The following is a 20,397-nucleotide window of genomic DNA, read 5'->3' as shown; positions in this document are numbered from 1 at the left end:
TTATGTGTACTTCCAAATCAGATTTTGCTTTTAGTAAGGGGAATTCATTTCAACTTATTGATTTTCTTGCTACAGTAAACTAGGGGTACAAAAGAATTGCTATTTTTGTAAAATGAAAAAAACAATATTATATCTCTTTTTCGGAATCTTCTTCCTGAGCTTAACTTCTTTTGGATTTCATAAATTTTATGTAGCGGTGTATCAAATTAATTATGCGCCTGAAAAGGAAATGTTACAAATTACCTCCAGAATTTTTGTAGATGACTTGAATAAAGCCCTGGAAAAAAAGTACAAGAAGAAGCTTTATATCGGTACAGACAAAGAATCTCCTGAAGATCTGGTTTTGCTCAAAAAGTATTTATCTGAATACTTTACAGTAAAAGTCAACGGGCAATCTAGGCCTGTTAATTTCTTAAGTAAAGAATTAGAAGGGGATGTTCTTATTTGCTATTCAAGTATAAAAGACATTCCTAAATTAAAATCACTAGAAGTGTATAACGCTATTTTAGTTGATTGGGATTCAGAGCAGCAAAACATTGCTCACTTCACTGTTTTAGGGACGAAACAGAGTTTTCTTTTCACCGCTTCTTCAACTAAACGAATGTTAAAATTCTGATTAAATAACCGTTATTTGGTAAAAAACAGTATTTTCACGCACTTAAATAATTCGAATTCTATCCATGAAAAAAATCACATTATTTTTTATTCTTCCGGCAATGTTATTTGCTCAAGAAAAAGCAACAACGGTAACTCCAAAGCAATCAGGTAAGTACGATACAAATAAGTTCAGTCAGATGTACGATTTATTAGCCACGCCTAATATGTTTCGTAATGCTGCAGGTGCTCCCGGTCCAGCTTATTACCAACAACAAGCAGATTATAAAATAGACATTGAGTTAGATGATAAAAACGCTAAATTAAGTGGTTCTGAAACGGTTACTTATTATAACAATTCGCCAGATAATCTAGATTATTTATGGGTTCAATTGGATCAAAATCAAGCGGCTAAAGATTCTGAATCTCCTCTAGCTGAAAGCGAGAGAATTACACAAACTTTTCCAGCTTCTGGTTTTGCTGATAAATTTTTAAAGAAAGATTTAGATCGTGGGTTTAATATTGAGTACGTTAAAGATGTCAAAGGAGCTCTAATGACTTATACTATCAATCATACGATGATGAGGATAGATTTGGCTTCTCCATTGAAACCGGGTACTTCAATTTCATTTTCAGTTAAATGGTGGTATAATATCAATGATTACCAAAAAGAAGGGGGTCGTTCTGGATATGAACTATTCGAAAAAGAAGGAAACAAGATTTATGTAATTGCACAATTCTATCCTAGAATGGCAGTTTACAATGATGTTGAGGGTTGGCAAAATATGCAATTCTGGGGAAGTGGTGAATTCGCTGTGCCTTTTGGAAATTTTGACGTTAACATAACTGTTCCTGCAGATCACGTTATGGAGGCAACAGGAGAATTGATGAACAGAAGCGAAGTGTTTACACCGGCTCAAGTAAAAAGATATGAGTTAGCTCAAAAAACATTCGATAAACCTGTAGTAATTGTTACGCAGGCGGAAGCTGAAGCAGCTGAAAAAGGGTTTTCTGACAAGAAAAAAACATGGAAGTTCAGCGCTAAAAACGTTAGAGATTTTGGTATAGCAACTTCAAGAAAATTTATTCTTGATGCAATGGCTGTACAATTAAGTAATTCAACTACGATGGCTGTTTCAATTTATCCTAAAGAAGCAAATCCGCTTTGGGGAGAAACGTCAACAGTAACAGTAGCGCACACATTAAAAAGCTATTCTTCACATACTTTTGATTACCCTTATCCGAAAGCAGTTTCAGTTTCTGCAGAAGATCAAGGAATGGAATACCCAATGATTTGTTGGAATTTTGGTCGTCCTGATGAAAATGGAGTGACAAGCGAGCAAATTAAAAATGGGATGATGGGTGTTGTGATTCACGAAGTAGGGCACAACTTTTTTCCAATGATTGTGAATTCAGACGAGCGTCAATGGACATGGATGGATGAAGGATTAAACTCTTTTATGGAGTTCATGGCAGAGCAGGAATTAGGAACTAACTTTCCTTCAAGACGTGGTCCTGCAAAAAATATTGTACCGTATATGAGTGGGGATCAAAATTTCTTGGAACCTATAATGTCAAATTCAGAAACTATCATACAGTTTGGAAACAATGCATACGGAAAACCTGCGACAGGATTGAATATTCTAAGAGAAACGATAATGGGTAGAGAATTGTTTGATTATGCTTTTAAAGTATATGCAAACCGTTGGAAATTCAAGCATCCTACTCCAGAAGACTTCTTTAGAACAATGGAAGACGCTTCTGCTGTTGATCTGGACTGGTTCTTTAGAGGGTGGTTTTACTCCACTGACTTTGTAGATATTGGTATTAAAGAAGTAAAACAATATTATGTTTCTGAAACGGCTACAAAAGAATTAAAAGACGCCAAGGTAAGAAAAGGTCGTTTTGGTTTGGATAAAGGACCATTTGTTTATTTAGTTGCAGAGAACAATGCAGAGTTAAAACCAAATCAAAAGAAAGCGCTTAAAATTGAGGATGTAAAATTGCTTTCGGATTATGTAAGTACACTTACAGCTGAAGAAAAAGGAAGTCTTAAATCTCCAAAATACTTTTATGAAGTAGAGTTCAATAAACCAGGCGGAATGATTATGCCTATACTAGTTGAAATCACATATGAGGATGGTACAATTGAAAACTTCAAATATCCAGCTCAAATTTGGAGAAAGAATAACGAGAGTGCTAAAAAGGTGTATGCTACTGAGAAAGCAATCAAAAAAATTCAAATTGATCCTAAATTAGAAACAGCAGATATTGATGTGACTAATAATACTTGGCCAAAAGGAGAAGTAAAAAGTAAATTTGACTAAGTAATAAGCTTAAAAAAAAAGACTCAATTTTGAGTCTTTTTTTTATGAAAAATTTAAAAGTCAGGGATTCTAAATTTGGTATCTTTGCAGCAATTAAAATTAATAGTTATGTTTGGTATAGGAGGAGGAGAGTTAGTTTTTATACTGTTTATTGTGCTAATGCTTTTTGGTTCAGATAAAGTACCAGAAATGGCTCGAACTATGGGTAAGGCTATGGCGCAATTAAAACATGCGACTAACGACATAAAAAGTGAAATTCAAAAAGGGGTTGAGGCTAATGGTCTTGATGCAAAATCCTTGTCAGATATGACGGGTAACTTTAATACCCAGATTGATAAAGTTAAGAATGACCTTATGGGTGATTCCATTACTCAGGCTACTAAAGTTAAGGAAGATATAGAAGAGATTACTGGACCTGTAAAACGCAGTAAATAATGCTCGATAAAATTCTGTCTCTGGATACTGAATTACTCATCTACTTGAATAGTTTAGGTTCAGAAAGGTATGATGGTTTATGGCTAATAATTACCCAACAACTCTATTGGACTCCTTTTTTTCTCGTGCTTTTATACTTTATTTATAATAAATTAGGAGCAAAACAAACGCTCTATTTTATTTTAGCTATCGCCGTTTTAATTGCATTCACGGACCAAGTAACTAACTTGTTTAAAAATGGATTTCAAAGACTGCGTCCCTGCAGTAACCCTGAAATTAATGCCATAATACGAGTAGTTCAAAGTCGTACTTCCTTTAGTTTTTTCTCAGGTCACGCTGCAAATAGTATGGCAGTTGCCACATTTATTTATAGTGTTATATACCGTCATTACAAATATGGCTACTTACTGTTTTTATGGCCACTAGTCTTCGCTTATAGTAGGATTTACCTAGGCTTGCATTATCCGATAGATATTATTTGTGGATATTTATTCGGGATATTTTCAGGGTATTCAGTCTTTAAAATATATCAAGTAGTCCAAAAAAGATATTTTCCGCTTTAATTTTCAGGAGCAATTCCAGCTGTTCATTTCAATCTTAGGGATGAAAATGGTTTTTTCAATAACAATAAAGGAGCTTCCGTTGGTCGCTCTTTTTTGTTTAGAAAAAATTCATTTTTATCCCTAAGGATTTTTATTTCCATCTGGGCTAAAAATAAAAATTACAATACTCGACTTACCGTCAATCCATCACGAATAGGCAACAAAACAGTTTCAACCCTTGGGTCATTTTTTAATAATACATTGTATTCTACCAGTATTTTTGTGCTCAGATCATTTGGATGAATTGGTTCTAGAACCTTTCCGCTCCATAAAACATTGTCCGAAAGGATAATCCCTCCTTTATTCATTTTTGGCAAAATGATATTGAAATAATTAATGTAGTTTTCCTTATCAGCGTCAATAAAAACCAAATCAAATTTCACATCCAATGTAGGTATAATGTCCACTGCTTCACCTAGATGCTGAACTATTTGTTTTCCCCAAGGCGACTTGTCAAAATGCTTTCTTTGGAAATCAATTAGTTCTTCTTTGATGTCAATGGTATGTAGTATGCCGTTTTCTTGCATTCCCTCGCACAAACACAAAGCAGAATAGCCCGTATACGTTCCGATTTCGAGAATATTCACTGGGCGAATCAATTTAGCTAGCATGCTCAAAACGCGTCCCTGAAAATGCCCGCTTAACATGCGAGGCAATAAAATTTTTTGGTAGGTTTCTTTATTTAAAGCGGCTAATAATTCAGGCTCTTTTTCAGAGTGTTGCTCAATATAATCTTCTAAGTCTTGGGAAATGAAGTGCATTTGTACTGGTTTTTTCAATTTGGTGTAAAGTTATTAAATTATCAAAACAACAAATCAAGAAATAGTCATTAAATTTGCAGCATGCAAATTGAGAAAAAAGACATTCGAGCCGTATCTAAAGAATTATTACGTGAATTTTTTGTTACCCATGGGGACAAAGCTTTTCGCGGGAATCAAGTATACGAATGGTTGTGGAGCAAGGGGGCTCACAGTTTTGAGGATATGACTAATATTTCTAAGGAAACACGAGCCATGTTAGAAAGTAACTTTGTTATCAATCACATTAAGGTGGATACAATTCAACGTTCTGACGACGGAACCATAAAAAATGCAGTTCGTTTGCATGATGGTTTAGTAGTAGAGTCTGTTTTGATTCCTACTAATACCAGAACAACAGCCTGTGTTTCTAGCCAGGTGGGTTGTAGTTTAGATTGTAATTTTTGTGCTACAGCACGATTAAAAAGAATGAGAAATTTAGAGCCAGATGAGATTTACGATCAGGTATTGGCGATAGATAAAGAGAGTCGTTTGTATTACAATCACCCTTTGTCAAATATTGTTTTTATGGGAATGGGAGAACCGCTCATGAACTATAATAATATGATGAAAGCAATCGAAATGATTACTTCATCAGAAGGTTTAGGAATGTCTCCAAAACGAATTATGGTTTCCACCTCAGGAGTGCCTAAAATGATTAAAAAATTAGCAGATGACGATGTGAAAGTCAAGTTGGCCGTGTCACTGCATTCTGCAATTGATGAGATCCGTTCTAAAATTATGCCTTTCAGTAAAAATTTCCCTTTGGCTGATTTACGCGAATCATTGGAATATTGGTACAGAAAAACCAAAAGCAAAATTTCCTATGAATATGTGGTTTGGAAGGATATTAATGATAATAAAGAGTCCATTGATGCCTTAGTTAAATTTTGTAAATACGTTCCTTGTAAAGTGAACTTGATAGAGTATAACCCTATTGATGACGGCGAATTTCAGCAAGCTTCAGAGGAAGCGACAAATGCTTATATTAAAGCATTAGAAGCAAGCGGAATTGTGGTAAAAGTGCGCAGAAGTAGAGGAAAAGATATTGACGCTGCCTGCGGACAACTAGCGAATAAACAAGCTTAGTTTTATCAAATATAGGATGGGAATCGAAATAAAAAAGGGTTTGACTGATTAGTCAAACCCTTTTTTTTGATAAGTGTTTTTTTTATTGCACTACTCCTATAATCTCTTTTGCAATTGGGTGCTCCGCTTCAAAGGTATATCCCATAATTTTTGCCATTGTTTGTGCAAATTGATTTTGGTACAATTGAGATTCTGTTTTCATTTCTCCTTTAGCTTCAATTTTTGGTCCCATAGCTGCAAACCATATTTCATCAGATCCTTGAAACTTATTACCATGACTCGTCCATTCTGCTTTTACTTTATCACCACGACCATGATCAGTAGTGAAAACTAAAGCCGTTTTGTCTTTGTATTGTGGGTCATTTTGAACAAAATTCCAAATTTCTCTTATCCACGCATCCACTTGATGTGCCGCATCTAGATAGGAACGGTAAAAACCAGCATGCGCCCATTCGTCTGTTTCTCCATAAGAAATATAGAGGACACGTGGTTTAGTTGTTTTTAATTCTTCCAATGCACCATAATGTGTGTAAACATCTAGGCATTCTTCTTCGTGGAAAGGTTTAAAAGAATCGGCTAGCATGGCATTAATTAGTTTTTGTTTCTCTGTGGGATTTTTACCACCTACATTGTCAAATGCTGAGATTACAGGAAAACCAGCTCGTTTTTCATTCAAAATATTATCAAAAGCATCCCAAGCGCCAAAAGCGGCTATTTTTCCTTTTATTTTTGCTTGCTTGTTTAAATATTCTAAAATAGTAACATTAGGATTTACAGGATAGTGATTAGAATTGATTAATGTATCGGCATAACCAGTCATTATTTCGTTGTACCCAGGATAGCTAAACCAGTATGGATTGGCATTATTAACCTTGTTTCCAAGGCTTCTATTGCCATAAATTTGTCCTTTTTTTGCTAATACAGACCACATAAAAGGCATTAGTTTTTCCCTGCGTTCATTAATGTTTTCAGCCCAGTATTTTTTATAGATATAGCTGCTGTCATTTTGATTAAACTTTTTATCTCTAGCCAATGTTTCATCCATTCCCTTGAAGGCCTCTTGCCATCTAAAACCATCGGTTGTAATGATAATTATGTTTTCAGCTTGTTGTGCTTTTGTAACAATAGCACTAAAAAGAATCAAAATTAAAAATATTTTTTTCATGTTTGTTGTTTTTAAAATTAAAAATTATCCCACCATACTTTTGCGTTAATATCATCGCCACCCATTTTTTGTAAAGCGGCACTATTGTTTTCGGCATTTACAGACTGTTCTAAGCTAGGATACATAATGCGTCTTGGAACTTTGCCATTATTTTTTGCTCCAGGACCCGCTTTAATAAAACTAGGTTTTCCAGTTCTCTTCCAGTCAAACCATGATTCTACTCCGGTATGATATAAAGCTAACCATTTTTGAGTATATAAAACTTCAGTAGTAGCGTTATATGGAGCAGTAGTAGTCAAGTAATCTGTAGGAATAAGCACATTCCATTGTTTAAAAGAAGCTTCTACCGCAGTATTGTAATACGCTTGAGCAGATCCCGTTGTAATAAGATTGCGCTGGCTTGCTTCTGCTAACAAGAAATTCAGCTCGCTATACGTCATGAATATTGCCGTTATTTTTGTTTTGGTATAGAAATAATCTTCGGCTCTTCTTGAATATTTTTTTGGCTCACCTATTTGGTCTAAAGTAAGTCCTGGCTCAAGTCCTAAATGATTTGTAGTTCCTACAATTGGATCAATCCACTCTTCAAGTCTTGGGTCATTATTTGCAAACAATGTGTTTACCAAATTAGTAGATGGAATAACAATATTGTACCCATACAATCTATTTATACCATCACTCATTGGAGAAATATTAGGATAACTTCCTGAATAAAAATAAGTAGCATTATCAGCATTAGATGCAAATACAGGATATTGAGCAGGTTTAGAAATGATTTCGTTTAGTTTAGTACTCACGTTTACTTTATTAGAAATGCGCATCAAAAGTCTTAAATGAAGTGAATTGGCAAATTTTTTCCATTTCAACATGTCTCCACCAAATAATAAGTCGCCTTCAACCTTTGTTTTGGTATCAATGATAGCATTTGCCTGATCTAAATTTAAGAGCAGCTGTGTGTAAATTGCTTCTTGCGAATCGTATTTTGGTTTCAAAATTCCTTCTTCTCCTTTTGATGCTTCAAGATAAGGCGCATAACCATAAGAATCAGTAATAATGCTCATAGTATACGTTTCAAGAATAAGACTTATAGCCTCGTAGTTCTTATCATTTAATGCGATTGCTTGTTTTTTAATGTCATAAATATCATTAAGCCATTTGTACATTCCCCAAAAACGATTGTCAGCGCCCCAGTTGTAAACGTCTAGTTCGTTGTACTCGTAGTTACCGCCATATTGAGCAAGAATGTCACCAAAGTTGAATGAATTTGTAACGTTAGTGTTTGCTAAGTTAAAAATAACGTTAGGTAGTAACTGCTTAGATTGTGAGGTAGTAGGTTGATTTTTATTAGTGTTTATTTCTTCAAAACCATCAGTACAAGAAATACTGACGCTTAATAATAATGTAAATAATATGATTTTTTTCATGATAATTTTTTTAGAATGAAGCATTTAATTTGATTCCGTAGTTTCTGGATGAAGGCAGTTGCAATACTTCAAATCCAGGTAGTAATGTACCGCCGCTTATTGCTTGAGTTTCTGGATCAATGTTAGGTACTTTCGTCCAAAGCGCTAAATTATTCCCTACTAGACCAATGCTTACATTTTGCATTTTTACGGCTTTAGTCCATTTTTCAGAAAATCTATAATTCAAACTCACTTCTCTTAATTTGACATAAGACGCATCAAATGAATTAGCCTCTATGTTGTCTCTACGAAACGCATTAGAGTAATACCAGTTTTCAGCGCTTATTGAAGTAGTATTAGGACTGTAAGATCCGTCGGTATTTTGTACAACACCTTCGCCTATTATTCCTGTTTCTCTGCCTGGTAATGAAACGGCAAGTATGCCACTTTCCATTCCTATAGCATTTGTCATTGAATAGATTTTTCCGCCATGTCTTACGTCAAACAGCGCATTTAAACTGATGTTTTTATATCTTAAATTAGTAGCAAGTCCTAACATCCAATCTGGATTATAGTTTCCTATTTTTTTTATTTTAGTATCTAATATTGGTGATCCTGTATTGTCATACACAATTTGGTTGTCTGGACTTCTTAAATAACCACGACCATATAAATCTCCCATTCGTTCTCCTACACGAGCTTCAATAGTACCTCCATTGGGGCCTTGGGCGATAATATAATTATCAATTCCTGGAGTTAGTTCTTTTACAGTACCTCGGTTTTGAGTAAAATTGGCGTTAAGCGACCATTCAAAATTTTTGGTTCTAACTGGAGTAAGTCCTAAACCGATTTCGATTCCTTTGTTTTGAATTTTACCTGCATTAATCACATTAGAATTAAAACCTGCAGCCTGAGAAATATCTAAACCTACAATTTGGTTTTTAGAGTTGGTGATATAGTAACTTGCATCTAATGTTATTCTCTTTTTAAAAAATTGTGCTTCAATTCCCGCTTCGTATGAGGTGGCAATTTCAGGTTTTAGATTACTGTTTAAAATAGTATTAGGATTAGTTAATGTTCCTGGCAAAGAGCCGTTATCATAAGTTTTTACTAATCGATACGGATCAGTATCATTCCCTACAGAGGCAGCATTTACTCTTAATTTTAAGAAGTCAATATTCTCATTCATTTCAAATAATGATGTTGGAATAAAACTTAATGAAGCAGAAGGATAAAAATAAGAGTTGTTGTCTGCAGGTAGGGTTGATGACCAGTCATTTCTAGCTGTTAAGTCTAAATACAAGTAATCTTTATATCCTATATTTACCAAACTATACATACTATTAATGCGCTTTTTGTAAATGTTTCGAGATTGTATAGGCATCACATTGATATTTTGCAAATTGTAAATGCCGGGAATACTAATTCCTTGTCCTTCAATTTTACTTTCAGACGTGTATTGATTCATGCTATTTGCTCCGTAAGAAATTTTAAAGGAGAAATCGCCAAAAGTATGATCATAAGAAAGCAACATATCAGCATTGTATTCTGTAAATGCAATGGTTTGCTCGCGGTACATTCCTTGTGTGTATCGTGACGATCCAATAGGTCTGCGTGACCATCTAAAATCATTTGAATTATCCATACCTATTCTCGCCATGAATGAGAAATCATTGCTGATTTCATAAGTAGAGGAAATGTTTCCAAAAATGCGCCCTTTTTTAAAGGCATTGATGTTTTCATAAGCAATCTTGAATGGATTGTCTCCCCAGCCAAACATGCTATTTTGTTTTACATCTTTTACAATCCAATAATCTTTCAGCCAGTCTAAGTCAACATTGGTATGGTTCCAAAGTAAATTATACATGATACCTTGGCTTCCGTAGCCAGTAACCGGAGTATTGTCACTGGAACTTTTAGTATATGTAGCTACAGTAGCCAGTTTCCACTTATTTGAAATGTTATAATTAAGATTCAAACTGATGTTTTCTCTTTTTAAATTAGAGTTAGGAACAATGTCTTCGCTGGTTGTTTTTCCGTAACTCAATCTGAAATTCGTTTTTTCATCAGAACCAGAAACAGAAACTGAATTTGAAATAGAACTTCCTTTTCTAAAAAAATCATTTAGGTTGTATCTAAATTCAAAGGGTAATACTTGCCCTTGTCCTACAGAATATCCTGGACTTCCGTTTTGTAATAATGAAATGCCAGAGTCAAAACGAGGGCCTAAATTTGTATCTGCACCTGCATCGTAAATTTGTTTAGAACCAGCGCCATACACACCTTGAATTTCAGGTAATCTTAATGCTTCGCTTGTCATAAAAGAAGAGGAAATTGAAACCCCTAAACCTTTGCTTTTCTTGCCTGATTTAGTTGTAATTACAATAACACCGTTAGCAGCGCGAGAACCATATAAAGCAGATGCTGCTGCCCCTTTTAGTACATTTACACTTTCAATATTTTCTTGATTAATTTCTGACGCACCATTTCCATAATCTGTAGGTAAATCAGCTTGACTTGTTGAAGAGCCTCCCACGCCATAGACGTTATTGTTAATAGGAATTCCATCTACAATAAATAAGGGGCCATTGTTATTAATGTTTAATGATTTGTCCCCGCGAATCGTAATTCTTGACGAACTCGCGATTCCATTACCAGAGCCAGAAATTTGCACCCCTGATATTTTACCTGTTAGATTTGAAACAAAATTAGCTGAGTTCACTTTATTAATATCATCTGATTTTAACTCTTGTGACGCATATCCTAACGCACGTTTATCTCTTTTAATTCCAAGAGCAGTTACAACAACTTCTCCTAGAGATACTGAATTGTCATCAAGTACTATATTTTGGTTTTCTTCATTGTTAATTAATACTTCTTTAGAAGTAAAGCCCATAAATGAGAAGACTAATGTTTTTCCTTTTTCAGTTTTAATGTTGTAATTACCATTTCCGTCTGCAATGGTTGCAGTTTTCGTGCCTTTGACTAAAATAGTTGTACCGGTAAGTGGGAAACCTGACGAATCTGTTACTTTTCCTGATATTGATTTTGTTTGGGCATTCACTAAATGCACACAGAATAAAAGTAAAAGAAAGAGTAAATTTTTTCTTGAAATCTTCATTTTTTTGTTGTTTTGTTTTGTTGGGCAAACTTAAAATTCCGATTGTCGGGTTAGATTAAGTTAAGTTTAACAAAGTATTCAGTACAATTAAGAATAGGTTAGCTGTGTAAATTTTCTGATTTGGACGCTTTGTAAGATGTGTATTATTTAACACAGATTGTATTAAAATTAATGGTAAGGCTATATATATTTGTTAAAAGGTGTAACTTTGAATTCTAAATGAATGTTACTTCACAAATAAAACAGCCCATCTTTAAAGAAATGGAACTTTTTGAAAAAAAGTTCTATGAATCGATGACTTCGCAAGTGGCGTTGTTGAACAGAATCACATACTATATAGTGAATCGAAAGGGCAAGCAAATGCGCCCGATGTTTGTTTTTCTAACCGCTAAGATGGTTTCTGCAGGAATAGTTAATGAAAGAACCTATCGTGGTGCTTGTGTTATTGAACTAATTCATACCGCAACCTTAGTTCATGATGACGTAGTGGACGACAGTAATCGTCGTAGAGGTTTTTTCTCTATCAATGCGCTTTGGAAAAATAAAATTGCAGTACTTGTTGGCGACTATTTATTATCCAAAGGATTGTTACTTTCTATAGACAACGGTGATTTTGATTTGTTGAAGATAATTTCAATCGCTGTTCGTGAAATGAGCGAAGGCGAATTACTCCAAATAGAAAAAGCGAGAAGGCTTGATATCACAGAAGATATTTATTACGAAATTATTCGAAAAAAAACGGCTACACTTATTGCCGCCTGTTGCGCTCTTGGAGCAAAATCAGTTATTGAGGATGAGATTCAGGTAGAGAATATGAGAAAGTTTGGCGAGCTCATTGGAATGGCTTTTCAAATTAAAGATGATTTGTTTGATTATACTGAAGATGCTATTGGGAAACCCACAGGTATCGACATTAAGGAACAAAAAATGACTTTGCCACTAATCCATGTTCTAAATACCTGTACTTCTAAAGAAAAGTCATGGTTGATTAATTCGATTAAAAATCACAACAAAGACAAAAAACGCGTTAAAGAAGTTATTGCTTTTGTGAAAAATAATGACGGATTGCTTTATGCCGAAAATAAAATGATTGAATTTCAGCAGGAAGCACTTTTATTATTGGATAATTATCCTAATTCAGATTTCAAAGATGCCTTAATCTTGATGGTGAATTATGTAATCGAAAGAAAAAAATAATTAGTTAGTCAGAAAATAAGATAATTGTAAAATTATTTAAATCGATTTAAATGACTGATAATGTTGTTATTACAAGTGTGTGACCGTCTAATTTTTTTAATTTATATTTTTCCATGCAACCTTTTTGCATCCATTCTCGTCTATGTATATAGAAGCCTATTATTAGTGTTTTAACTGAACACTAAAAACTGTACACTGAACACTAACAATGAAAGTAATCAACTTACATCAAGAAGAAACTGAAATGATTCGGTTGGCCATCGAGAATAATCGAAAGGCACAGCAGTTTATTTATAGTCGGTTTTCTCCTAAAATGTTAGGCATTTGTAGGCAATACATTAAAGACTTGCAACAAGCAGAAGATGTCATGATTGCTGCTTTTATGAAAGTTTTTACAAATTTAAAAGCGTTCCAGCATAAGGGAAGCTTTGAAGGATGGGTTAGACGAATAATGGTCAATGAATGCATTTCTTATATTAGAGCTCATAAGAAGGTTAAGTTTATCGAAGATGAAATTTATGTTGAAGAAAGTTTTAATCCAATCGAATGTGAATTTTCAACAGCGGACATTCAACTTTTAATCGATAGTCTGCCGGATGGTTGTAAAATGGTTTTTAATTTATATGCCATCGAAGGGTTTAAGCATAAGGAAATTGCCACGATGTTAGGGATTAATGAAGGCACATCAAAATCGCAATTGTCGCACGCTAGAAAGATTTTGCAGCAGCAGATTAATACAATAAAAAATTACGAGTATGGAACTAAGTAACTTGGAAAGCCAAATAAAACAGAAGCTGGAAAGTAGCACTATTCAGCCTTCGAGCGCAGCCTGGGGAAAACTGGATCTGATGTTAGATGAAGATCAAAACACAAAAAGGAAGAAGAACTTCTCTTGGATTTATATAGCAGCCAGTATATTTGGGTTTTTACTGATTGGGACAGTTTTTAGTTATCTAACAGAAACGAAAAGTATAGAGCAGGGAAATGGAGTAGTTATACATCATAAAGAGAATGAAAAAAGAGGTCTTGAGGAGAAAGTGATAGAAGAAGGAGAATTGATGAATACAGCTTCAATCCCTGACGAAAAAGCAGTGGTAGTATCAGAAAAGCGACTTGATAAAACCATAAAGAAAGAAAGAGTAGTAACTAATAATAGTAATAATAAAACGGAGCGTTCAATCATCAATCAAGTCAATACACCACATTGGCAAAACAATAAAAACAAGTCTGTGTTAATTGCAGAGAAATCAACGCCTACTGTTGAAGAAATAATTGCTCAAGTTGCAGCAAGTAGCGATGTCGTTATGAAAAGTAACAAGGTAACTGTGGATGCATCGTATTTATTGTCGCAAGTTGATACTGAATTAGAACTTTCTTTCAGGGAGAAAGTAATTAGTAAAGTGAGTAAAAATTACCAAACTGTAAAATTGGCCTTTGCCAATCGTAATCTAGAATAAATCATCAATCAATTTTAAAATTAAATCATCATGAGAAATTTCACCATTTACTTAGCAATTTTTTTATGCCTTATGGCGAGTAAAATGCTAGGGCAAGAGACCTTTGAAAAGCAAGCGAAAAAAATTGCTTTAAAAATTGAAAATGTTACTAAGGAGCAAAAAGAAGCCTTAAAAGTCGAAGTAGAGGAAGTAAATCTCCAATTAGAAAAAGGAAGCATTTCACAAGAACAGGCTGATTTAAAAAAGCAACAATTGGCGCAGGCAAGAGCAACAATCATTGAAAACAAAGTCGCTGTTTCTCAGGAGGAACTAAAAGATTTAGTGCAAGCGCAAGTGGAGGGTAAAATTAGCAATATGGAATCAGATGGAGATCGGTCCGGCGGGACAATGATTATTATAGGAGGTAGCACTGATTCCATTGGGGAAAATAAAACGGAGATTAATTTTACTTCTATGAAGGTTTATAAAGGGCAAAGTGAAAAAGAAGATCGTCAGTCAAAAAGAACGACAACTCAAGTGGTTCTTGCAACGGGTTTAAATAATGTTGTTATAGATGGTACTGCAGCTAAATCAGATTTTAGATATTGGGGTTCTCATTTCTACGAATGGGGATTGACATACAATACAAGGATTTTTAAAAACAACAATTTGTTACATGCCAAATATGGATTTTCGTTAATGTACAATAATTTACGAGTTACTGATAATAGGCGTTTTGTAATAGATGGCAAGCAAACAAATTTGGAGGTAAATCCAATTCGCCAAGAGGATTCTCGTTTTAAGAATGTGAATTTAGTTTTTCCGTTGCATTTAGAATTTGACTTCACCAAGCCGAAATTAAGAGATGGGAAGACTTATTTTAAAACACATGACAGTTTTAGATTCGGTTTAGGAGGATATGTTGGAACAAACCTGAAATCGAAGCAATATATCAAGTATGACAGTGATGAATACAAGTCGAGAGAAATAACTAAAGGTGATTTTAATGTGGATAGTTTTATATATGGATTAAGCGGTTATGTGGGTTATGGAGCGACCAGTTTGTATTTAAAATATGATTTAAATCCTCTGTTCAAAGACAATGCTGTTAAGCAAAATAATGTGTCGTTAGGCGTTCGATTTGATTTTAATTAGGTTTAGTTTGAGTTAGTTAAAAAACCCTTTCAGATATTGAATCAGGAAAGGGTTTTTGCTATTTAAAAACTTTGTAACTTTGAGCCTTTATAACTTTTACCCTAAATTAAATTGATTTCTAAAGCGACTATAGATACTGTTTTTGAAACTGCTCGAGTAGAGGAGGTTATTGGTGATTTTGTCCAATTAAAAAGGGCAGGAAGTAATTTTAAAGGACTAAGTCCGTTCTCTGACGAGCGTTCTCCATCCTTTATGGTTTCCCCAGCCAAAGGAATTTGGAAAGATTTTAGTTCTGGAAAAGGGGGTAATTCAGTTGCTTTCTTGATGGAACACGAACATTTTACCTACCCAGAAGCCATTCGGTACTTAGCCTGGAAATACAATATAGAAATAGAGGAAACAGAGCAGACAAACGAAGAAAAGGCAAATACAGATATTCGAGAGAGTATGTACTTAGTTTCTGAATTTGCAAAAGACTATTTTCATAAAACACTTTTAAAATCTGAAGAAGGAAAAGCTATTGGTCTTTCTTATTTTAAAGAAAGAGGGTTTACTAATGAAACCATTGAAAAGTTTAGTCTTGGATATTCTCCGGATACTTGGGATGCCTTTACGAAAGAAGCACTTGGAAAAGGTTATAAATTAGAGTTTCTGGAAAGTACAGGTTTAACAATTGCTAGAGAAGACAGACCCTTTGACCGTTTCAAAAGCCGCGTTATGTTTCCGATACAAAGTATGTCAGGAAGGGTACTTGGTTTTGGAGGAAGAATATTGACCAATGATAAAAAGGCAGCCAAATATTTAAACTCACCAGAAAGCGATATTTACCATAAGAGTAAGGTATTGTACGGGATCTTTCAAGCCAAACAGTCTATTGCCAAACTTAATAATTGTTTTTTGGTCGAAGGTTATACTGACGTTATTCAGTTTAATCAATCTGGAATTGAGAACGTAGTTGCATCTTCTGGGACAGCATTGACACCAGATCAAATTCGTTTAATTAATAGGCTAACAAAAAATATTACTGTCCTTTTTGATGGTGATGCTGCTGGATTGCGTGCTTCCGTTCGAGGAATCGATTTGATTCTGGAAGAGGGGATGAATGTAAAGGTTTGTACTTTTCCAGATGGAGAAGATCCAGACAGTTTTGCCAAGAAAACATCTCATGATGATTTAGTCGCTTATCTCGAAAACAATGCAAAAGATTTCATTCAGTTTAAAGCATCGCTTTTGATGAATGAAGCAAAGAATGATCCAATAAAGAAAGCCGATTTGATTCGGGATATGGTAGTTAGTATTTCTAAAATACCAGATAGAATCCAACGTGAAATATACATCCAGGAATGTTCCCGAATAATGGATATTTCAGAGCAGGTGCTAATCAGTACTTTGGCACAGTTAGTTCAGAAAGACAATGCTGAGGTTGGTAAAAAACAAAAGCAAGAATACAAGGCGTTAGAAGTTGTGAAAAATGAAAATCCTACCGATGCTGAAAAGGTGGATATTCTTTATCGTTTAGAACGAAAAATAATAGAGATATTGCTTCTCTATGGTGATAAAACGGAAGAATTTGAAGATGTACTTTTAAAATCAAATGGAGAAGGTGAGATTGAACATGTGATTGAAAAAAAGGAATACAAAGTATTTCATAGAATCTATTTGAGCCTACAAGAAGATGAGGTTGAATTAGCAAATCCGTTGTTTCGGGATATATTCAATGATCTGATTAACTATTTTCTTCAAAATGATGGATTCAGTTTAGAACAATATTTGATGCATTTGCAGCCAGAGTTTGCCCAAGAGGTTACTGATATTTTAATGGAAGATGAAAGAGTTGTTTTGCACAATTGGGAGGGACAAAATATTTTTCCAAAATATAAAAAGGACACGATAGGTCAAAATGTCTCAGAGACTATTTTAACGCTGCGCTGGTATTTAGTGGGTAAAATTATTGAAGAAATAAAAAGCTCCATAACATCTGAATCAGATAATACGGAGCCTATGACTATGATTAGAGATTATCTCGGTCTAACTTCTGCTTTTTCGAAAAAATTAGGACGGGTTATGTCTCGATTTTAATTATACTATTTCTAATGTTTTTGCTTTGTTTACTAAATCAACTAGATTAGTAACATTGAGTTTCGTTAACAAACGCAATTTGTAGGTACTTATCGTTTTCTCGTTAAGGCCTAGAATTTCAGCAATTTCGTGATTCTTTTTACCTCCACTTAAATAACGCAACACTTCAACCTCACGATTGGAAAGTTTTCGATACAAACGTTCGCTTTTGCTTTGTTTCGCAATTAAGGCTAGGTTTTTCTTCACGGTTTCATTCATGATGATCTTTCCTTGATTCACTTTAATAATTGATTGACCTAAGGTCTCCAATTTTTCTGTTTTGTGAACAAATCCTGAAACACCTGCTTTAATTGCATTTGGTGCATAAATCTGTTCTGAAAGACCGCTGAATATAATAATTTTCGTCTTCGGAAAGTTTTTCAAAATAGATTTGACTTCAAAAATACTGGAAAGACCTTCTAATTCTAAGTCTAAAATTAAAACATCAATTTCTTTGGTTAGAAGAATATCACGAATCATTAAAAAATTACCAACATTGGCAACTAATGATATTTCGGCGTGATCTTTAAAATACGATTTCACTCCGAAATGAACTACCGGGTAGTTATCTGCTACGCATACTTTTATCATGATTTTTAGTTTTAGAGTTTTTTGTCACAAATTGTTATTAAATATAAAAAAATTTAGGTATTATTCCTAATTATATGGATAAAAAGACTATTAATACCGATTAACTAAACAAACAGGTATTTCTTTCATTTTGTGTTGGTTAATTTTATTCAAGCGTTTGTATATTTCAAACACTATTTTTTCTCTTGCAGAGAAGTCAGTGATCGCTTTTCCTTCTTGGTCTTGAATCATAGCCCATTCTAATTCATCATAAGTAGCACCTAACTGTGCTTCATCCGTTTTTTCGTCACCAAACAGTCCGTCAGATGGAGCCGCGTTTAAAATGGAAGCAGGAACTTTTAAGTATTCGGCTAACATAAATACTTCCGATTTCATTAAATCGGCAATTGGACTAAGGTCTACGCCACCATCTCCATATTTTGTAAAAAAGCCAACGCCAAAATCTTCTACTTTATTTCCTGTCCCCGCTACTAATAATCCATGCACTCCTGCAAAATAATATAAAGTGGTCATTCGCAAACGAGCACGTGTATTTGCAAGTGTTAGATTTAGCTTATGTTCTTCAAAGTCAGTAGGAACCTCATTTTTGAAAGTTTCAAAAACAGATGTTAGATCTGCCAGTGTATCTGAAACATTTGAAAATCTATCTTTCAATTGTTGAATATGCTCACGTCCGCGGCTAACATGGCTTTCATGTTGATGAATAGGCATTTCAATACATAAAACCTTTAGTCCCGTTTGTGCACACAAAGTTGAGGTTACCGCTGAATCTACTCCGCCGGATATCCCAACAACAAAGCCATTTACTTTTGCGTTTTCAGCATATGTTTTTAGCCAATTGACAATATGGGTGTTCGCACTTTCAACTTGAAGCGTGTTTTTTTTAATCATAATAGTTTACGTTTTAACAAGCAGGAATGTATATTTGCAAAATCATTCAAGTGCGCGCTTCTTTTTCTCATTCTATAGAGTGCAAATTTAAAAAAAAAATAATGAAAAAATCTCACATTTTGATGCTTATATGTCTTTTTTTACTATCATGTGGTAAAAAAAGCAAAACAGAGAATGCAATCAATGATGTTGCTGTAGAAATAAAGGTAGAGCGATTCGATAAAGTGTTTTTTGAAACGGAACCAAAAGACCTATATAAAGTAAGAAAACAGTTTCCTTTTTTCTTTCCTCCAGGAAATGATGACGCCGTGTGGTTAAATAAAATGCAGGATCCTCTTTGGAGAGAATTATATTCAGAAGTTCAGAAAAAATATGCGAATTTCGAACCTGTCAAAAAGGACCTGGAAGAGCTTTTTAAGCATATGAAATATTATTTTCCTGAAACGAAGACGCCAAAAGTGATTACTGTAATTTCTGAAATGGATTATAATAATAAAGTCATTTATGCGGATAGTCTTGTAATTATTTCGCTCGAAATGTACTTGGGAAAAGAGCATAAGTTCTATCAGTTTCCTAAGTATATAAAGCAGAACTTCGAGGAAAGCCAAATTATGCCTGACGTAGTTGCGAGTTTTTACAAACGAAAAGTAGCGCCAGATACTTCTAAAAATTTATTGTCTAAAATGATAAATTCAGGAAAGGAATTGTACATGAAGGATGTGTTGCTGCCTGATTATAGCGATGCCGATAAGATGGGATATACAAACGAGCAGATAGAGTGGTGTAATCAAAATGAGAGTTATATGTGGCGCTATTTTATCGAAAAAGAAATGCTCTATAGTGATGATCAAAAACTGATTCCGCGTTTTATAAGTCCAGCACCTTTTTCTAAATTTTATTTAGAAATCGATAATGAAACACCGGGCCAAGTTGGTGGTTGGATAGGATGGCAAATAGTTCGCTCCTATATGAAAAACAATGAAGTATCTTTGCAGCAATTATTAGATACAAATGCTAAAGAAATATTTGAAAAATCAAAATACAAACCTAAAAAGTAATGTCAGATAAAAACAGATCAGAAATTAAATTTCTTGTAGAATTAGATGAAAACCGTGTTCCGGAAAAACTATTGTGGTCGGCAAAAGACGGAGGAGTAGAGTTGGAAGAGGCAAAGGCAATTATGTTGTCTGTGTGGGATGGTAAAGCCAAAGAAAGTATGCGTATTGATTTATGGACAAAAGAGATGCCTGTAGATGAAATGAAAATTTTCTTCCATCAAACCTTGGTGGCAATGTCAGATACTTTTCAACGTGCCACAAATGATGAAAAAATGGCGGATACTATGAGGGATTTTTGCGAGTATTTTGCAGAAAAACTAGAATTGAAGAAGTAAGATCAAATTCTTCTGTAAAGCAAAACATCCCAAAGCTTAAATTTAAGTTTTGGGATGTTTTTTTTATTTGGAAGTGAACGTGC

General features: G+C 34.3%; 18 protein-coding genes. 12 read left to right on the top strand and 6 right to left on the bottom strand.

The window, feature by feature from the left end; translation table 11 throughout:
- Positions 1–112: 112 nt before the first annotated feature.
- From BMW63_RS04295 to BMW63_RS04280, 4 genes are all read left to right on the top strand, one after another.
- Positions 113–616, top strand: coding sequence for a DUF6702 family protein (locus BMW63_RS04295; protein ID WP_074721586.1), 504 nt, complete (start codon positions 113–115; stop codon positions 614–616).
- A 64-nt stretch (positions 617–680) separates the two neighbouring features.
- The gene (locus tag BMW63_RS04290) at positions 681–2,921 is read left to right on the top strand and encodes a M1 family metallopeptidase (RefSeq protein ID WP_074721584.1); all 2,241 of its coding nucleotides are present in this window, start codon (positions 681–683) and stop codon (positions 2,919–2,921) included.
- 108 nt (positions 2,922–3,029) lie between these two features.
- Positions 3,030–3,356, top strand: coding sequence for a Sec-independent protein translocase subunit TatA/TatB (locus tag BMW63_RS04285; RefSeq protein ID WP_074721582.1), 327 nt, complete (start codon positions 3,030–3,032; stop codon positions 3,354–3,356).
- Complete coding sequence (locus BMW63_RS04280; RefSeq protein ID WP_074721580.1) at positions 3,356–3,919, top strand: phosphatase PAP2 family protein; 564 nt, start codon at positions 3,356–3,358, stop codon at positions 3,917–3,919. The genes BMW63_RS04285 and BMW63_RS04280 overlap by 1 nt, the downstream gene beginning before the upstream one ends.
- A gap of 158 nt (positions 3,920–4,077) precedes the next feature.
- On the opposite strand, the gene BMW63_RS04275 is transcribed toward BMW63_RS04280, so the two are convergent.
- Entirely contained in the window at positions 4,078–4,719 is a 642-nt protein-coding gene (locus BMW63_RS04275) for an O-methyltransferase (protein WP_074722052.1), read from the bottom strand.
- An 81-nt stretch (positions 4,720–4,800) separates the two neighbouring features.
- Between BMW63_RS04275 and rlmN the strand changes: the two genes are divergently transcribed.
- Positions 4,801–5,844 carry a dual-specificity RNA methyltransferase RlmN gene (gene rlmN, locus BMW63_RS04270; protein WP_074721578.1) on the top strand — a complete coding sequence of 348 codons (1,044 nt, stop codon included), beginning with the start codon at positions 4,801–4,803 and terminating at the stop codon, positions 5,842–5,844.
- 82 nt (positions 5,845–5,926) lie between these two features.
- On the opposite strand, the gene BMW63_RS04265 is transcribed toward rlmN, so the two are convergent.
- Genes BMW63_RS04265 through BMW63_RS04255 form a run of 3 tightly spaced genes read right to left on the bottom strand, consistent with a single transcriptional unit; the run spans position 5,927 to position 11,533 of the window.
- The gene (locus BMW63_RS04265; RefSeq protein WP_074721576.1) at positions 5,927–7,009 is read right to left on the bottom strand and encodes an alkaline phosphatase family protein; all 1,083 of its coding nucleotides are present in this window, start codon (positions 7,007–7,009) and stop codon (positions 5,927–5,929) included.
- A gap of 17 nt (positions 7,010–7,026) precedes the next feature.
- Complete coding sequence (locus tag BMW63_RS04260) at positions 7,027–8,433, bottom strand: SusD/RagB family nutrient-binding outer membrane lipoprotein (RefSeq protein ID WP_175460256.1); 1,407 nt, start codon at positions 8,431–8,433, stop codon at positions 7,027–7,029.
- 10 nt (positions 8,434–8,443) lie between these two features.
- Positions 8,444–11,533, bottom strand: a complete 3,090-nt coding sequence (locus tag BMW63_RS04255; RefSeq protein WP_083380342.1) for a SusC/RagA family TonB-linked outer membrane protein — start codon at positions 11,531–11,533, stop codon at positions 8,444–8,446.
- A gap of 219 nt (positions 11,534–11,752) precedes the next feature.
- Between BMW63_RS04255 and BMW63_RS04250 the strand changes: the two genes are divergently transcribed.
- The 5 genes from BMW63_RS04250 to dnaG all read left to right on the top strand — a co-directional run bounded on the left by BMW63_RS04250 (position 11,753) and on the right by dnaG (position 17,400).
- Positions 11,753–12,730 (top strand): polyprenyl synthetase family protein, encoded by a 978-nt coding sequence (locus BMW63_RS04250; protein ID WP_074721572.1) that lies wholly within the window; start codon positions 11,753–11,755, stop codon positions 12,728–12,730.
- A gap of 208 nt (positions 12,731–12,938) precedes the next feature.
- Positions 12,939–13,499: an RNA polymerase sigma factor gene (locus BMW63_RS04245; protein WP_074721570.1), complete on the top strand. Its 561-nt coding sequence runs from the start codon at positions 12,939–12,941 to the stop codon at positions 13,497–13,499.
- Positions 13,486–14,187, top strand: a complete 702-nt coding sequence (locus BMW63_RS04240) for a hypothetical protein (RefSeq protein WP_074721568.1) — start codon at positions 13,486–13,488, stop codon at positions 14,185–14,187. Before BMW63_RS04245 ends, BMW63_RS04240 begins: the two co-directional genes overlap by 14 nt.
- A gap of 30 nt (positions 14,188–14,217) precedes the next feature.
- Entirely contained in the window at positions 14,218–15,321 is a 1,104-nt protein-coding gene (locus BMW63_RS04235; RefSeq protein ID WP_074721566.1) for a hypothetical protein, read from the top strand.
- 111 nt (positions 15,322–15,432) lie between these two features.
- The gene (dnaG, locus tag BMW63_RS04230; protein WP_074721564.1) at positions 15,433–17,400 is read left to right on the top strand and encodes a DNA primase; all 1,968 of its coding nucleotides are present in this window, start codon (positions 15,433–15,435) and stop codon (positions 17,398–17,400) included.
- On the opposite strand, the gene BMW63_RS04225 is transcribed toward dnaG, so the two are convergent.
- Together BMW63_RS04225 and nadE are read right to left on the bottom strand one after the other, a co-directional pair.
- Complete coding sequence (locus tag BMW63_RS04225; protein WP_074721562.1) at positions 17,401–18,030, bottom strand: response regulator transcription factor; 630 nt, start codon at positions 18,028–18,030, stop codon at positions 17,401–17,403.
- A 90-nt stretch (positions 18,031–18,120) separates the two neighbouring features.
- Positions 18,121–18,921: an NAD(+) synthase gene (nadE, locus tag BMW63_RS04220; protein ID WP_074721560.1), complete on the bottom strand. Its 801-nt coding sequence runs from the start codon at positions 18,919–18,921 to the stop codon at positions 18,121–18,123.
- A 101-nt stretch (positions 18,922–19,022) separates the two neighbouring features.
- Between nadE and gldB the strand changes: the two genes are divergently transcribed.
- Together gldB and gldC are read left to right on the top strand one after the other, a co-directional pair.
- Positions 19,023–19,979, top strand: coding sequence for a gliding motility lipoprotein GldB (gene gldB, locus BMW63_RS04215; protein WP_074722048.1), 957 nt, complete (start codon positions 19,023–19,025; stop codon positions 19,977–19,979).
- Positions 19,979–20,314 carry a gliding motility protein GldC gene (gene gldC / locus BMW63_RS04210; RefSeq protein WP_074721558.1) on the top strand — a complete coding sequence of 112 codons (336 nt, stop codon included), beginning with the start codon at positions 19,979–19,981 and terminating at the stop codon, positions 20,312–20,314. The genes gldB and gldC overlap by 1 nt, the downstream gene beginning before the upstream one ends.
- Positions 20,315–20,397: the final 83 nt, after the last annotated feature.

The organism is Flavobacterium frigoris (assembly GCF_900111075.1).
Lineage (GTDB): Bacteria > Bacteroidota > Bacteroidia > Flavobacteriales > Flavobacteriaceae > Flavobacterium > Flavobacterium frigoris.
Note: the sequence above shows the minus strand (reverse complement) of the source record. Positions and strands in the feature narration are given on the sequence as shown.